This is a genomic window from Nonomuraea sp. NPDC049714, from assembly GCF_044465295.1.
Lineage (GTDB): Bacteria > Actinomycetota > Actinomycetes > Streptosporangiales > Streptosporangiaceae > Nonomuraea.
In genome coordinates, this window is record NZ_JBITLM010000010.1 from 162301 (window position 1) to 177171 (window position 14871).

The following is a 14871-nucleotide window of genomic DNA, read 5'->3' on the forward strand; positions in this document are numbered from 1 at the left end:
TTCACTTATCGCTCACCGATTCTCGTGCCCGGGGGGTCACTCGCCAACTCCTCTTCGCTCGGTCGGATCCGCTGTGCCGCGAAGCCCGCCACCACGACCCCGGCGAGGGCGAGATACGCCCGCCGCCCGGCCGCGCGCAGCTGCCCCGGATCGACGACCTCGTCGCCGCCCGGCGCCAGCCCGTCCTCCCAGGGGACCCGGACGATGGCCCGGCACCTGCCGCTGGCCACCGCCTCCGCCTGCTCCACGTCCGCCATCGAACGCCTGCTCACCCCGTTGACCACCATGACCGCCCGCCGCCTCAGGTCCGCGCAGCCGTGGCCGTCCAGCCACTCGTACGTCATCGCCACGGCCTCCGGGGCCTCCTCGCTCGCGGGGAGCACCAGGACGAGCTGGTCGGCGTACGGCAGCACGCGCGCCGCCAGCGAGGCCGCCGGGTCGATGACGGTCAGCTTGTAGTGCCGGTCGAGCAGGCTCAGCGCCTCGCCCAGCCGGTGGTCGGAGAAGAGGTTGCGATCGGCCAGCCGCTGCTCGGCCTCCGCGTCGCTGTCGGCCCCGACCACCTCAAGCCCGGACGCCGTACGGGTGGTGAAGCCGCGCATCGTCAGATAGCCGCTCACCCCGTGCAGGCCCGCGAGCAGCGACGTCAGCGTCTCCGGCGTCTCCTGCTCGATCCTGCTGGTCAGGCTCCCGCCGCCGGTCGCGGCGTCCACCGCCACCACCCGGTCGTCGCGGTAGCGGGCCAGCGTGTGGCCGAGCATCAATGCCGTCGTGCTCTGGCCCGCACCGCCCGTACATCCCAGCACCACGATCCTGCGGCTGCCGCCGAACACGCCCCTGGCCCTGGCCTCGTCGATCTCCGAGCCGTCGGTCCGCACCCCGTTGCCGCCGACCACCACCTGAGCGATCCGCCGCCAGCCGCCGGAGTCGCGCCCCACGACGGACTCCACCCGCCGTACCCGCGGCTCCCGCTCCTCGGTCCTCGGCACCGGCACGGGCGGCCCGGCCGCGACATCCCGCCGCTCCGGCGCCTGCGGCCGCCCCACGAACCGCAACCGCTCCTGCTCCATCGCCGCCCCCGAGGCACCCCCCTCACGCGCCTCCAGCCCCACCACGGACCGCTCCTGCTCCTGCTCCTGTTCTTGCTCCTGCCTCACACGCTGCTGACGCTCGGCGGACCGACCGTCCTCCTCGGGCTCCCGGTCCTGGACCGGCTCCAGAGGCTCGACCGAGCGCAGACGCTGCGGCGATGGGCGGCGCGCGGGGGACTGCCGGCGCTCCTCCGCAGACCGCTCGGCTCCAACACGCTCGGACGACTCGGACTCCGCGCTCTCAGACCGCTGAGCCTCCACGGACTCGGACTGCCCATGTGCCGCGCCCTCGGACCGCTGAGCCTCTATGGGCTCGGACGGTTCGTGTTCGGCGGACTCGGGCTGCTCGGGTCGTGCGGACGAGTGATGGGGCGTGGGCGGCAGGCTCTCCAGTGGCCGCAGCGCCTCGGACGGGACCTCCGGGGCTGTCGACGACGTGGACGGGGCTTCCTCGCCCTCTGGGGTGCCTACAGGCCCTTCCTCGACGCCCTGGGGGCGCTCGGAAACGTCCCTCTCAGGGGTGGGCCCCTCGTCGTCCCGACGTGCGGAGCCGGTGGGGGCCTGGAGCTCTTCGTCGGCCTGCTCGGGACGGGTGGGATCGTCGTGCTGAGCGGGATCCACCCGCTCGGGTCGAACGGACACCGAGGGAACCGCGTCGTCATGGTGGACCGGCAACGCGGGCAGCTCCGAGTCCGGCCCCTTGCCTCGCAACGGGCGGGACAGCTTCACCGGCGTCGAGTCGGGGGTCAGCGGCGACCAGCCCCGCTGGGCGTCCGGCAGCAGCAGAGCGGGCCCCAGCCTCGGCGGCTGCCCCTTCCGGTGCTGGTTCCTGGCGACTTCGTCGTCCCGGCCGTGTTCGTCCGCGGTCCGCTCGTCCTCGCCGCCCGGCAGGGCCGAAGCCTCTGACGGCGCGTCGGCGCTGGCGGCGAGCTTCCGCAACCGCCGCAGCGCCTCCGTGTCCATCGGCTTACCCGCCGCGGCCTGCCGCGAGGTCCGCCCCCCCGCACGCTCACCCGACTCACCCTGACGCGAACTCCGCCCGCCTGCCTCGCTCCCTGCGGCCTGACCGGACGCCCGCTCGCCCGCCCTCTCAGCGACGCCGCCCGCCGCCGCCTCGTGCCGGGCGTCGTCAAGGTCATCCTGTACGGCGCCTTCGACCGCATCGAGCTCAGCCCGCGCGTCACCGCGAGCGTCACGCCCGGTGCGCGGGCCGTCATGCAGACCGTTGGAGGCATCGCCGCGAGCGGTTCGGGCGGCGCTGCCGGTGCCGGCAGTACCGACGGTGCCGGCGGTGCGGACGTCATCGCGCCCCGCTTCTCCGTAGCCGCGGCCGGTGGATGCGCCTTCCGGGGCATCACGCACCAGACGGAGCGCGGCCGACGTGTCCCTCCCGTCCCGCACCCCGCCCTGCGAATCGCGCCCGACATCCCGCGAACCACGCACAGCGCCCTGAGAGCCCCTTGCCGCGCCCTGCGGGTCCCTTGCCGCGCTCTGCGGGTCCCTCGCGGTGCTCTGCGGGTCCCTCGCGGTGCTCTTCTGCGGGTCTCGGGGGGTCCGTGCTCGGGCCGGGGTGTCCTGGCCGGTCTTCGGAGTGGTCGTGGTCCTGGGGGCGGCCGGTGTTTCCGCCGAATCTCTCGTCTCGGCGCGGGGATCGCGTACGGGCTCGTGGTCCTGGCGCGACGGCGGGAGGGCGAGGGCGGTGGTGCCGAGGGCGGGCGCGGCGCCGGGGCGGGTCCGGGAGCCCCAGCCCGCGCTGGGGGACGGCGACTCGGCGAGCGGGGCCTGTGCGGCGGCGACGGCGGCGGCCGCCACGGCGGGGCGGACCTGGCGCGGGCCGGCGATGCGCTGGGCCGAGCGCTTGCGCTGGGCCTGGCGGGCCTTGCGCGTCGACTTGACGCGGACCCGGGCCGGCGAGGCGCGCCAGACGCGGCCGGAGAAACTGATCGTCTCGGGCTCGGCCCCGGGCGCGAGGCGGTACCAGGCGCGCGGCTGCCCGAGGTAGCGGAGCTGGGATTCGAGCAGCTCGGTGAGCCGCTTGCCCTCGATGACGGGGCGGGTCGACAGCCACGTCACGATCCCGGGGGGTACGAGGTAGAGGACGTGCCAGGGCATCTCCACCGGCACGCCGACCAGCCAGAGCAGGAGCGACCACGGCACGAAGACGCCGACGAACACGCCGATCCAGACGATGGGCAGCGGCATGGGGAGCCGTAGGTCGTACAGCTTGTAGAGCCGCTTCTCGATGCGCCAGATGTTCGTATACGTAGGCAGGTCCACGCGGTCCTCCTCTCCACCCGCTCGTTCATGACCGCCAAGGAGCGGTCTCAACCCTTTACTGGATGCCCAGGGCTCCCGCGATCGCCTTGGCGGTCACCTCGATGATGTTGGGCACGTAGAAGATCACGCCGATGGCCACGGCCAGGATGAGGAACTGCACGAACCTCGTGATCTCGCGGGTGAAGAGGAAGAACAGCGCGACCACGGAGACGACCACAAGGAAGAGCGGCGCGAAGAACGCGCGCAGGAAGTCGGCGAGTCCTTCGGTGTTGACGCCTGTGGGTGCGGGTGTCGGCGTCAGTTCGATCAGGTTGAGCACTATCGTTTTCAAGATCACTTCGTGTCCTCCCGGGGGGGTGCCGATCAGCAGCGCGGTCGTGCGTCTATCCAACGGCCCGACCGGCGCCGCGGATGTCGTCGACGTACCATTTGTCGCCCTGCTTCACGACCGTGAGGCGATAGGCCTGCTGGAGGCGGCCCGCTCCCGCGCTCGCGTCGGTGGCGATGGGGTCGGTGGTCGCGGCCGCGCCGTCAGGCAGGACCCACACCACGACCGCCTGGATCTCTCGGGTGGCACCCCCCACGGGCACCACGACGCTCTTGAGCTCCGCGAAGGAGAAGGCACCGGCGAAGCTCGGCAGGCTCGTGCCGGCGGTGACGTAGCGCTGCAACTCCGCGCCGTTGCCCGAGGCGTAGTTGCGGAAGAAGCCTTCGAGCTGCGGCTTGAGCTCGGTCGCCGCCGCGTCGTCGCTCTCCGCCTGCGCCACCTGCGGCAGGTCGGCGGGCCCCGGCGCGGGCAGGATCGCGGGCCAGCCCGAGACGACGAACCTGCTGCCGTCACTCGAGTAGTAGATGGGCACGGACAGGTGCAGCCTGCGGCTGCCCGTCTGGAAGGCGACCGTGACCACGGCGTTGGCGTCGTCGGTGACCTCGATGTCGTACGGCTGGATGGCGACGGCGCCCAGCTTGCCGTTGCCGTCCCAGCCCAGCTGCTGATCCATGCCGTCGGCCAGGAACGCGGCCAGCTTGCCGGACCTGCTCACGGCGTCCTCGGGACTGAAATTCAGGTAAACGCCGGCGAACTGGGCGGCGAATGCCATGCCACGATCAGTCGGGAAGTCACTCTCCGGCTGCACGGTCTCATTCGGAGCGGCGGTGTTCTGCCCGGTAAACCGCTCAAAAGGTGCACGGATCCCATTAACCACGATAACCACGATAAGCGCCCAGAGAATGATGCGGCCGGTCCACACCAGCCAACGCCCGCCGCCGCCCGACCAACCGCCACGTCGCGGCCTGCGCGGAGGCGGCGCGTCGAAGGCGGCTGTGTCTGAGCGTACGGAAAGCTCGGGGTCGCCAGCGATCCGAGGACCGTGCTGGACGGTTGACCTACGAGCCATCACGCCTCCGCTCGCGCCAATCGCCCCGGCTGGCGCGGTGTCGTCCGTTGCCGATCCCCATCATCCGCGGTGAAGCAGTCACCTTATCCGGTCTCCGCCATTGTTCCAGGAAAGCCATGCCCATGCTGCAGGCATCGCCGTCCGGTAGCAAACCGAGTGCGCATGGGACGCATCGGAGTGCCAACTTGTGAGGGTTCCCTGTCGAATGGGCATTTGACCAGGCCAGAGACCTAATTTCGCATAGCCCGGCAGCCACGAAATCCTGTCCTCATCACGCCGGGTGCCGTTGACCTGCGGAGACGTACCGAAAAACAGGAACGGCCGGCTGCCCGATACCGGGCAGGCGGCGCGTCCGTATCCGGGGGTCGTCGTCAGGCGGGCTCGGGGTCCTGGTTGCCGACCGGCTGCCTGCGCGCGTGCAGGTCCACCACCGTGGGCTGCACCGCCCGCTCCAGCGACCCGCGCAGCTCCGCGAGCATGCTCGTGGCGTCGCGGGCGCGCATCTGGGTGGCCAGCTCCTCCCGCTCGTCGACCTTCCTGCGCAGGTAGGCCTCGCGGTTGACGCGCAGGCCGTACATGAGCTCGACCCTCAGCAGGGCGAGCTCCTCCTCCAGGCTGATGCCCGTGAGCCTGGGCGCTGGGCGTTGTTTCCGGATGATGCGTCTCATGAGGGGCCTCCCGAGTCAGCGTGAACGCCGTGTGGATTCGACGCGCGGGCGGCCCAAGTGGTTGACGCCGCAGTTGTCCCTCAATCAAGTTCGCCGGCGACGAAGACGAGCTCACGCCCCGGCCGGTCGGGCGCGTCGCGGACCTCGCGGCAACCGAACCCGGCCCGGCGCAGCGACCGCTCGACCTCCCCGCGGCTCCGGAACCGCAGCGTGGAGTCGGACGTGAGGACGGCGCCGTCAGACGCGAAGACGTACGTGTGCCGGAAGGTGACCAGCGGACCGGACACCTCCAGCACGTCGCACCACGACTCTACGACCCCGACGCCGTGCACGTCGGTGACGGCGTGGGTGCGTGCCCGGTCCCACTCCTCCCAGGCCCGGCGGGCCGGGTCACGGGTCTCGAAGACCAGCACGCCCGCCGGTCGCAGGGCGGCCCGGACCCCGGCCAGGGCGGCGGCCCAGTCCTCGTCGGTGAGGAACACCTGCGCCACGTTGCCGGTCATGGTGACCAGATCGACCTGGAGGGGCGGCAGCGTCGTGGCGTCGCCCAGGATCCACCGCACCCGGTCCGCGCCCGGCTTGCCCCGCGCGACGTCGAGCGAGGCCCCGGCCGGGTCCACCCCGGTCACCTCGACCCCGCGCCGCGCCAGCAGGCACGCCAGCGAGCCGGTGCCGCAGCCCACGTCCAGGACCCGGCGCGCGCCGAACTCGTCCACCATGGCGGCGTAGACGTCGAGGTCGCCCCGGTCGGGATCGAGCGGATCGTAGATCCGGGCCAGCCGGGGGTCGCCGAAGATCGGATCGGGCACGCCGCCCACGCTAGGCGACCGGCGAGTGCCGTTTCAAAGCGTTATCCGCGCACAGGAGCTCGGTCAGACGTTGAAGCGGAACTCGACCACGTCACCGTCGCGCATGACATAGTCCTTGCCCTCGATCCGGGCCTTGCCGGCGGAGCGGGCGTTGGCGATCGAGCCGACCTCGACCAGGTCCTCGAAGGAGACGACTTCGGCCTTGATGAAGCCGCGCTGGAAGTCGGTGTGGATCACGCCGGCCGCCTCCGGCGCGGTGGCGCCCTTGGGGATCGTCCAGGCCCTGCTCTCCTTGGGCCCGGCCGTCAGGTAGGTCTGCAGGCCGAGCGTCTCGAAGCCGACCCTGGCCAGCTGCGAGAGGCCGGACTCCTGCTGGCCGACCGACTGCAGCAGCTCCAGCGCCTCCTCGTCGTCGAGCTCCACCAGCTCCGACTCGATCTTGGCGTCGAGGAAGACGGCCTCGGCGGGCGCGACCAGGGCGGACAGCTGGGCCCGGAGGTCGTCGTCGGTCAGCTCGTCGGCGTCGAGGTTGAAGACGTACAGGAACGGCTTGGCCGTCAGCAGGTGGAGCTCGCGCAGCTCGGCGCCGTCCAGCCCGGCCTCGAAGACGGTCTTGCCGGTCTCCAGGACCGCGAGCGCGGCCTCGGCGGCCTCCAGGGCGGCCTTCTTGTCCTTGTTGTGGCGCGACTCCTTCTGCAGGCGCGGGATGGCCTTCTCGACCGTCTGCAGGTCCGCCATGATCAACTCGGTGTTGATCGTCTCGATGTCGCGCTTGGGCGAGATGTCGCCGTCGACGTGCGTGACGTCGGGGTCGTTGAAGACCCGGATCACCTGGCAGATCGCGTCGGTGTCGCGGATGTTGGCGAGGAACTGGTTGCCTCTGCCCTGCCCCTCGGAAGCGCCCTTGACCAGGCCCGCGATGTCGACGAACTCCACCTTGGCGGGCAGGATCTTGGCCGAGTCGAAGATCTCGGCCAGCTTGGGCAGGCGCTCGTCCGGCACCCCCACGATGCCCACGTTGGGCTCGATGGTGGCGAACGGGTAGTTGGCCGCGAGGGCGTTGCCGGTCTTGGTCAGCGCGTTGAACAGCGTGGACTTACCGACGTTGGGCAGGCCGACGATGCCGATGGAGAGGCTCACGCCCAGCGAGTTTACTTGCTCCTGCGACGCAGCAGGTTACGGCCGCGAGGGGCCCAGGCGTGTCGGGCTGAGATCCCGGCCCGATGTGCTGCAATCATCGATCGAATGGACGTCGTCTCCCTCCTCATCGGCCTGCTCATCGGCCTCCTGGCCGGCGCTGCCATCGGGTTCCTGCTGGCCAGGACGAGAGCGGCGGTGCGGGTGGCCGAGGCCGACGCCAGGGCCAGATCCTCGGCCGAGAAGCTCGTCTACGTCGAGGAGCAGCTCGCCGAGCGCTTCCAGGCCCTGTCCACCCGGGCGCTCGACGTCAACAACGTGCGCTTCCTGGAGCTGGCCGAGACCCGGCTGTCGGCCAGCCGCGCCGAGGCCAGCGGCGACCTGGAGCAGCGCAGGCAGGCCGTCGAGCACCTGGTCGAGCCGCTGAAGGACGCGCTGGCGCGGGTGGAGGCGCAGCTGCGCGACACCGAGTCCGGTCAGCGCGCCGCCCGCGCCGAGCTGGCCAGGGAGATGGATTTCGTCCGGCACAGCCACGAGCAACTGCGGTCGCAGACCATGGCGCTGGTACGCGCGCTGCAGCGGCCCGAGGCGCGCGGGCGCTGGGGCGAGATGCAGCTGCGCAGGGTCGCCGAGATCGCCGGGATGCAGCGTCACTGCGACTTCGACGAGCAGGTGACCGAGGGCGCCCAGCGGCCCGACATGGTGGTGCGGCTGGCCGGCGGCAAGAACATCGTGGTCGACTCCAAGGTCTCGCTGGCCGCCTACCTGGAGGCCGCGGAGGCCGCCGACGAGTCCCTCGCCTCGGTACGGCTCGACGCGCACGCCAGGCACGTGCGCGAGCACGTCGACCGGCTCGCCGCCAAGGCCTACTGGCAGGGGTTCAACCCGTCGCCGGAGTTCGTGGTGCTGTTCATCCCCGGGGAGGCGTTCCTCGCGCCCGCGCTGGAGCGGGATCCGAGCCTGCTGGAGTACGCCATGACGCGGCGGGTGCACATCGCCACCCCGACCACGCTGATCACGATGCTGCGCACCGCCCACTACGCCTGGCAGCAGGCCGCGCTCAGCGAGAACGCCAGGGCGGTGTTCGAGCTGGGCAAGGAGCTGTACGAAAGACTGTCGTCGCTGGGCAGGAACGTGGAGTCGCTCGGCAGGGCGCTCACGCGTACCGTGGAGGCGTACAACAAGTCGGTCGGCTCTCTTGAGAGCCGCGTCCTGGTCAGCGCGCGCAAGCTGCGCGACCTGGGCGTGGTGGACGGCGAGCTCGACCCGCCCGAGATGGTCGAGAGCCTGCCCAGGCCCCTGTCCTCTCCCGAACTGCTGGAAACCACGTCTCTCATTTCGCACGCGAACGGTAAGTTGGCCAACGGGTCGCAGTAAGGGGGGCGGGGCCAATGACCGGGAAAGGCAAGCGATCGGCCGTCAGGCTGACCGCCCGTGGCGCCATCGCGCTCATCCTGCTCGCCACCCTCGCCGGATACGTCCTGGCGGCCCTGTTCGGCCTGCAGCCGCTGATCGGGCTGGCGTTCGTGTCCGCGTGCCTGCTCGGCGTGATCCTGGTCAACCCGCGCGAGCTGCTGTCGCTGGTGGTCACGCCGCCGCTGGTGTTCTTCGTCGCGACGCTCTTCGTGGAGCTCGGCCGGGCGCTCAGCTCGGTCGGCATCATCCAGTCGCTGGCACTCGGCCTGTACGGCTCGCTGTCGCACGGCGCGCCCTGGCTGTTCGCCGGATCGGCCATCGTGCTCGGCGTCGCCTGGGGCCGCGGGCTGCGCGACAACGTCCGCGAACTACGCGACGAGCTGCGGGCGGGCGCGGAGGCGCCGCGCCCGCGCCAGTCGTTCGTCCCCGAGCCTGAGGGCTACTTCGAGCCCAAGGTGTACGGCACCCCGCGCACCGAGGACTGACCACCCGGGCCGCTCAGGCGCTACGACGCCCGCAGGTCCTTGCGGAGCTCGTGCGGCAGGGAGAAGCGCATGCTCTCCCGCACCGACTCGACCTCCTCCACGTCACCGAAGCCGTGCTGGGCCAGCCGGGCCAGCACCTGATCCACCAGCTCCTCGGGCACCGAGGCGCCGCTGGTCACGCCGACCGTGGTGACGCCGTCGAGCCACTCGTCCCGGATGAACGTGGCGTTGTCGACCAGGTAGGAGGCGTCGGCACCGTGGTCCTTGGCCACCTCCACCAGCCGCTTGGAGTTGGAGGAGTTCTCGGAGCCGACCACGATCATGAGCTGGCACTGCGCCGCGATCTCCTTGACGGCGACCTGCCGGTTCTGGGTGGCGTAGCAGATGTCGTCGCTGGGCGGGTCGATCAGCGTCGGGAAACGCTCCTTGAGCCGGGCCACCGTCTCGACGGTCTCGTCCACCGACAGCGTGGTCTGCGACAGCCACACCAGCTTCTCCGGGTCCTTCACCTGGATGCCGTCCACCGAGCCGAGGCCGTCGACGAGCTGGATGTGCTCCGGCGCCTCGCCGGCGGTGCCCTCGACCTCCTCGTGCCCTTCGTGGCCGATGAGCAGGATGCCGTAGTCCTGGCCGGCGAATCTCTTCGCCTCGTTGTGTACCTTGGTCACCAGGGGGCAAGTGGCGTCGATGGTGCGCAGCTTGCGCTGTTCGGCCTCACTGTGCACGGCGGGCGAGACGCCGTGCGCGGAGAAGACCACGATCTCTCCCTCGGGCACCTCCTCCGTCTCCTCGACGAAGATGGCGCCCTTGGCCTCGAGCGTCTTGACCACGTGCGTGTTGTGGACGATCTGCTTGCGCACGTAGATGGGCGCGCCGTACTGCTCCAAAGCCTTCTCGACCGCTACGACGGCTCGATCGACTCCGGCACAGTAGCCGCGGGGCTTGGCTACGAGGACTCGGCGGGAAGTAGGGGTCTGGGGCTCCATACTTCTTATGCTACGTGAGAGCGGCCAACGGGCCCGTGCGTGCGTGCTTGCCCGCCGTTTGCCATGCTGGCCGTCCGATACAGACCTCCCAGGGAGACGTACATGTCCCTCAGCGACGTGATACGCAACATCACCAAGACCGTCACCGACAAGAAAGCGAAGGATCTGCCGCTCCTTGTCGTCCAGGGCACGCTCAGCGCCGCGGGCCACGCGCTCGGGCTGGTCGACCGCGTGAAGAAGTCGATCAAGGGGTTGGGCGCGAAGGAGGAGAAGAAGGAGGAGCACGAGTCCGCGCCGGCCGCCGAGGTCGCCGCGTCCGCCGAGGAGGAGAAGCCGGCGCGCAGGGAGCCGGTGATCTTCGCGCCTCGCCCCGGCGCGGCCGAGTCGAACGGCACCGCCAAGACCAAGCCGGACCCGGTCATCTTCAGCCCCGCCACGAAGACCGAGGCGGAGCCGGAGAGCGGCGCTTCCCCGGCCAAGCCGTCCCCGGCGGTCGCCGAGCCCGCGCCCAGCGCGACCAGCGCTCCCGCCGCTCCCGCTTCCACCGCTCCCAGCGTCGCCTCCGAGCCCACTGCGGCCTCGTCCGCGCCGACGGCGGCTCCTGAGCCTGCGGCTGCGACGTCCGCCCCCGTGGCCGCTCCCGAGCCTCCCGTGGCGTCCACGGAGCCCGTGGCCGCTCCCGAGCCCGCTGCCGCTACCGCTGCCAAGCCGGCCGTCACCGAGCCTGTCACCACCGAGCCCCAGCCGGCCGCCGCGCCGAAGCCGACCGCCGAGGCCAAGCCGACCGTAGACACGACTGCCAAGGCGAAGCCGGTTGCTGAGGCGAAGCCCGTCGCTGAGGCGAAGCCCGCTGTGGACACGGCTGCCGAGACGGCGTCGGCTCCGGTCGCTGAGGCGAAGCCGAAGGCTGCCAAGGCGAGGGCGACCAAGCCCAGGGCTGCCAAGCCGAAGCCCGTCGTGGAGGGTGACAAGCTGGCCGAGGCCGCCGAAGCCGTGCCCGCCGCCGAGGGCGACACCGCCCCCGCCTCGGTGACCGGCCTGGCCGAGCCGCTGCCGGGTTACTCGGAGCTGACCGTCGCCTCGCTGCGCGCCAGGATGCGCGGCAAGTCGGCCGAGCAGATCAGCGCGTGCCTCGCCTTCGAGCAGGCCACCAAGGCCCGCCCCGAGGTCGTGCGGATGTACGAGAACCGCCTGGCCAAGCTGCAGGCCGGAGAATAGTCACCGCGGCACCGTAGTCTTCCGCCATGACCTCGAAGACCTCACCCGAGTCTCCGCTGCCGATCCGCACCGTCTTGCAGATGGTGGGCGGCTGGATCGGCAAACTCGGGACCGTCTGGGTCGAAGGCCAGATCACGGACCTGAGCGCGCGCGGTGGCACGGTCTTCCTGACGCTGCGCGACCCGGTGGCCAATGTGTCGGCCCGGGTCACCGCTCCGCGCGGAGTCTATGAGGCCACCATGCCGCGCCCCGCCGACGGCGCCAGGGTGGTGGTGCACGTCAAACCGGACTTCTGGGTCAACAGAGGTTCGTTCGCGTTCACCGCTCTGGAGATCCGCCCCGTCGGCGTGGGCGAGCTGCTGGCCCGGCTGGAGCGGCTGCGCCAGTTGCTGGCGGCCGAGGGCCTGTTCAACGCTGACAGGAAGCGGCGGCTGCCGTTCCTGCCCGGCACGGTGGGGCTGATCTGTGGCCGCGACTCGGCCGCGGAGCGCGACGTGCTGGAGAATGCCCGGCGCCGCTGGCCCGCCGTGCGGTTCAAGGTCGAGGAGGTGGCCGTCCAGGGCCCCTACGCGGTGGGAGAGGTCACCGAGGCGCTGGCCAAGCTCGACGCGGACGCAGACGTCGAGGTCATCGTCGTGGCCCGTGGCGGCGGCTCCCTGGAGGACCTGCTGCCGTTCTCCGACGAGACGCTCGTACGATCCGTGGCCGCCTGCCGCACCCCCGTGGTGAGCGCGATCGGTCACGAGCAGGACAGCCCGCTGCTCGACCTGGTGGCCGACGTGCGCGCCTCCACTCCCACGGACGCCGCCAAGAAGGTCGTCCCCGACGTCGGCGAGCAGCTCTCGCTGGTCCGCCAGCTCCGCGACAGAGGGCGCAGGGTGGTGAGCGGCTGGCTCGACCGCGAGATGTCGTGGCTCACCTCGGTCCGCTCGCGCCCGTCGCTGGCCGACCCGGTGCGGGAGCTCGAACGCCGGGCCGAGCAGGTCGACGCCCTGCGCGAGCGCGCCCGGCGGTCGCTGACAAGCTCGCTCGACCGGGCCGGCGACGACCTCACCCACATCCGCGGCCGGCTCGTCGCCCTGTCCCCGGCGGCCACGCTGGAGCGCGGCTACGCCATCGTCCAGCATCCCTCGGGCGAGGTGGTCCGCCGCGCCAAGGACGTCCCACCGGGCACGCTCCTCACCCTCCGCCTCCCCGACGACCGCCTAACCGTCCGCACCGAACCAACCACCAACGAACCAACCAAGACCAGGCCAACCGGGGACGAGCCGACCAGGGACGAACCAACCGCAACCAAGCCGAACGAGACCAAGCCGACCGGGGACAGACCGACCGCGGACACACCGGTCCAGACCAAGACGGCCAAGAAGAGGCCGGCCGAGGCCCCACCGGCGGTGGAGGACCAACGGACTGAGGCACCGCAGGCCGAGGCGCGTCAGGCTGAGCAGCAACAGGGTGAGGAGCAACGCGCTGACGATCAGTCAGCCGTGGACAAGCCCGGAAAGCCGGGTAAAACCCGCAAGAAACCGGACAGCTCCTCCAAGACGCCCTGACCGCAGGACCGCTCCTCCGCCTTGGCCAGCGCCTTAAGACGTGCACGCCCGTACTCCTCCAACGCGGGCCTCCCGTCCACAGGCTGCGCGAACACCCCTTACCGCGCAAGCCCTTCATCAGCCCCCTGGCAGCAAGCCTTCAGCCTCCCAGCGACGCAAGCGCCCCCTCCACCGCGCGAGCACTTCAGCCCCCTGGCCGGGTGAGCGCGTCAGGCCCCTGGCCACGTGAGCGCTACAGCCCTCTAGCCGTGTTTGGGCTTCAGGTTCTTGGCTGGGTGAGGGCTTGGGCCAAGGTTTCGGCGCCTTTCTTGATGGCATCGACGCTCAGGCCGCGTTCTTTGCGCTGGTAGCTGATCAGGTGCGCGTTGAGGGGGGCGAGCAGGGCGTCGGCCAGGAAGTGGGGGTCGGCAGGCGGACGGGTCTGGGCCAGGAGGCCGGCCAGGTGGGTGTGGTAGAGCCTGTACGGGCCCCGGAACTTGGCCTTCGGCGAGCCGATCTCCAGCAGTAAGAGCAGGTCCTGCTGGTCGACGACACGATCGATGAGCGCGGGCAGGAAGGCCGCGACGCGCTCGGCGGGGTCCGCGCCGGGGCCGAGCGGCGGTGGGCCGCTCAGGAAGGCCTCCTGAAAGCGCCGTTCGCGCTCGTCGATCAGCGCGTACACCAGCCCGGCGCGGTCGCCGAAGCGGCGGTAGACGGTGCCCACACCCACGCAGGCCTCGCGGGCCACCTCGTCGAGCGAGAGTTGGTCGGCCCCGCTGGTCTCGATCATGCGCGCGGCCACCTGGATGATCTTCTGTCTGTTGCGGGCCGCGTCGGCGCGCTCAGGTTGCGGCTGCCCGACGATCGGCAACTGGTGGGACACAGGGCGAGCATAGCTCCGTTGCAACCGGAGGAATCTCCGGTTAGTCTCCGCGGTTATACGGAGAACCGTCCGCTTAGGGAGATCGCTATGCCGAACGACTTCAACAAGCAGATCATCGAAGAGTTCCGTGCCAACGCCGGCGTGGTCGGTGGCCCCTTCCAGGGAGCGACCCTGGTCCTGCTCACCACGACCGGCGCCAAGAGCGGCAAGCGCAGCACCAGCCCGGTGATGTACATGGAGGACGGCGACCGCTACATCGTCATCGCCTCCAACGCCGGTGCCGACCAGCACCCCGCGTGGTACCACAACCTGCGGGCCACGCCCCAGGCCACCGCCGAGATCGGCACGGAGACGTTCGAGGTGAAGGCCGACTTCATCGAGGGTGAGGAGCGCGACCGGCTCTACGCGCGCATGGTGGAGATCGCGCCGGGATTCGCCGAGTACGAGGCCAAGACCACGCGCCGCATCCCGGTCGTGGCCCTCCACCGCGCCTGATCACGGCCCCACCGCCCCAAGCCCGACAACGCGCCTGCCGCTCCTGGCGTCACAGAGAGCTAGGTCTGCTGCGCCACAGAGTTACGTCTGCGGCGCCACAGAGCGCAATCCGATGCGTCACAAGGCCGGAGCTTGAGCGTCACGACGCCAGGGCAGGTGCGTCTCGGTGTCAGAGTTGGAGCGTCACCACGCTAGAAGGGGGCGTCGTCCGGTGAGGCGGCGGTCGGGTCGGATCTGCGGGCCATCGCGGCCGCCAGCTTGACCCTGGCGCCCTGCAGCCACTCCTCGCAGATGGCGGCCAGCTTCTCTCCCCGCTCCCAGAGCTCGATGGACTGCTCCAGGGTGAGGCCGCCGGTCTCCAGGCGGCGCACCACCTCGGTCAACTCCTCGCGGGCCTGCTCGTATGAGGGTGCCTTCTCGTCTGCCACCCGCCCACCCTAGGGTCAGCCACCGACAAGTGCGTCCCGCCTCACCGAG

The 14871-nt window shown here is 70.9% G+C and carries 13 protein-coding genes and 1 pseudogene; 5 read left to right on the forward strand and 9 right to left on the reverse strand.

Annotated features, from left to right (window positions below):
* Positions 1-5: 5 nt before the first annotated feature.
* The 6 genes from ACIBQX_RS34000 to ychF all read right to left on the reverse strand — a co-directional run bounded on the left by ACIBQX_RS34000 (position 6) and on the right by ychF (position 7382).
* Complete coding sequence (locus tag ACIBQX_RS34000; RefSeq protein ID WP_397011832.1) at positions 6-3368, reverse strand: TcpE family conjugal transfer membrane protein; 3363 nt, start codon at positions 3366-3368, stop codon at positions 6-8.
* Positions 3369-3423: 55 nt separating this feature from the next.
* Complete coding sequence (locus ACIBQX_RS34005) at positions 3424-3690, reverse strand: hypothetical protein (protein ID WP_225277783.1); 267 nt, start codon at positions 3688-3690, stop codon at positions 3424-3426.
* 61 nt (positions 3691-3751) lie between these two features.
* Positions 3752-4468 carry a conjugal transfer protein gene (locus ACIBQX_RS34010; protein WP_397011834.1) on the reverse strand — a complete coding sequence of 239 codons (717 nt, stop codon included), beginning with the start codon at positions 4466-4468 and terminating at the stop codon, positions 3752-3754.
* Between the two features lie 668 nt (positions 4469-5136).
* The gene (locus tag ACIBQX_RS34015) at positions 5137-5433 is read right to left on the reverse strand and encodes a hypothetical protein (protein ID WP_397011836.1); all 297 of its coding nucleotides are present in this window, start codon (positions 5431-5433) and stop codon (positions 5137-5139) included.
* Positions 5434-5513: 80 nt separating this feature from the next.
* Positions 5514-6242: a class I SAM-dependent methyltransferase gene (locus tag ACIBQX_RS34020; protein ID WP_397011838.1), complete on the reverse strand. Its 729-nt coding sequence runs from the start codon at positions 6240-6242 to the stop codon at positions 5514-5516.
* A gap of 63 nt (positions 6243-6305) precedes the next feature.
* On the reverse strand, positions 6306-7382 hold the full coding sequence (ychF, locus tag ACIBQX_RS34025) for a redox-regulated ATPase YchF (protein WP_397011840.1): 1077 nt from the start codon (positions 7380-7382) through the stop codon (positions 6306-6308).
* A 105-nt stretch (positions 7383-7487) separates the two neighbouring features.
* Between ychF and ACIBQX_RS34030 the strand changes: the two genes are divergently transcribed.
* A complete protein-coding gene (locus ACIBQX_RS34030) occupies positions 7488-8756 on the forward strand; it encodes a DNA recombination protein RmuC (protein WP_397011842.1) in 1269 nt (422 codons plus the stop codon).
* Positions 8757-8770: 14 nt separating this feature from the next.
* Entirely contained in the window at positions 8771-9280 is a 510-nt protein-coding gene (locus ACIBQX_RS34035; RefSeq protein WP_397011844.1) for a DUF6542 domain-containing protein, read from the forward strand.
* 20 nt (positions 9281-9300) lie between these two features.
* Here the strand turns inward: ACIBQX_RS34035 and ACIBQX_RS34040 are convergent, their stop codons facing one another.
* Positions 9301-10266, reverse strand: coding sequence for a 4-hydroxy-3-methylbut-2-enyl diphosphate reductase (locus ACIBQX_RS34040; RefSeq protein ID WP_397011846.1), 966 nt, complete (start codon positions 10264-10266; stop codon positions 9301-9303).
* Between the two features lie 102 nt (positions 10267-10368).
* Here ACIBQX_RS34040 and ACIBQX_RS34045 point away from each other — a divergent pair, with 102 nt between their 5' ends.
* Entirely contained in the window at positions 10369-11484 is a 1116-nt protein-coding gene (locus ACIBQX_RS34045; RefSeq protein WP_397011848.1) for a hypothetical protein, read from the forward strand.
* Positions 11485-11510: 26 nt separating this feature from the next.
* Positions 11511-12710 (forward strand): annotated as a pseudogene (gene xseA, locus ACIBQX_RS34050) (exodeoxyribonuclease VII large subunit); the annotation flags it as partial.
* 586 nt (positions 12711-13296) lie between these two features.
* On the opposite strand, the gene ACIBQX_RS34055 reads toward xseA, so the two are convergent.
* Positions 13297-13899, reverse strand: coding sequence for a TetR/AcrR family transcriptional regulator (locus ACIBQX_RS34055; protein WP_397011850.1), 603 nt, complete (start codon positions 13897-13899; stop codon positions 13297-13299).
* Between the two features lie 87 nt (positions 13900-13986).
* Here ACIBQX_RS34055 and ACIBQX_RS34060 point away from each other — a divergent pair, with 87 nt between their 5' ends.
* Positions 13987-14394, forward strand: a complete 408-nt coding sequence (locus tag ACIBQX_RS34060) for a nitroreductase family deazaflavin-dependent oxidoreductase (RefSeq protein ID WP_397011852.1) — start codon at positions 13987-13989, stop codon at positions 14392-14394.
* Positions 14395-14585: 191 nt separating this feature from the next.
* Here the strand turns inward: ACIBQX_RS34060 and ACIBQX_RS34065 are convergent, their stop codons facing one another.
* A complete protein-coding gene (locus tag ACIBQX_RS34065) occupies positions 14586-14822 on the reverse strand; it encodes an exodeoxyribonuclease VII small subunit (RefSeq protein WP_189141880.1) in 237 nt (78 codons plus the stop codon).
* Positions 14823-14871: the final 49 nt, after the last annotated feature.

What these genes read in the sequence shown, in the direction of transcription:
- ACIBQX_RS34010 (WP_397011834.1), bottom strand. Translation starts at nt 4,468, where the DNA reads ATGGCATTCGCCGCCCAGTTCGCCGGCGTTTACCTGAATTTCAGTCCC.
- ACIBQX_RS34015 (WP_397011836.1), bottom strand. Translation starts at nt 5,433, where the DNA reads ATGAGACGCATCATCCGGAAACAACGCCCAGCGCCCAGGCTCACGGGC.
- ACIBQX_RS34030 (WP_397011842.1), top strand. Translation starts at nt 7,488, where the DNA reads ATGGACGTCGTCTCCCTCCTCATCGGCCTGCTCATCGGCCTCCTGGCC.
- ACIBQX_RS34035 (WP_397011844.1), top strand. Translation starts at nt 8,771, where the DNA reads ATGACCGGGAAAGGCAAGCGATCGGCCGTCAGGCTGACCGCCCGTGGC.
- ACIBQX_RS34040 (WP_397011846.1), bottom strand. Translation starts at nt 10,266, where the DNA reads ATGGAGCCCCAGACCCCTACTTCCCGCCGAGTCCTCGTAGCCAAGCCC.
- ACIBQX_RS34045 (WP_397011848.1), top strand. Translation starts at nt 10,369, where the DNA reads ATGTCCCTCAGCGACGTGATACGCAACATCACCAAGACCGTCACCGAC.
- ACIBQX_RS34060 (WP_397011852.1), top strand. Translation starts at nt 13,987, where the DNA reads ATGCCGAACGACTTCAACAAGCAGATCATCGAAGAGTTCCGTGCCAAC.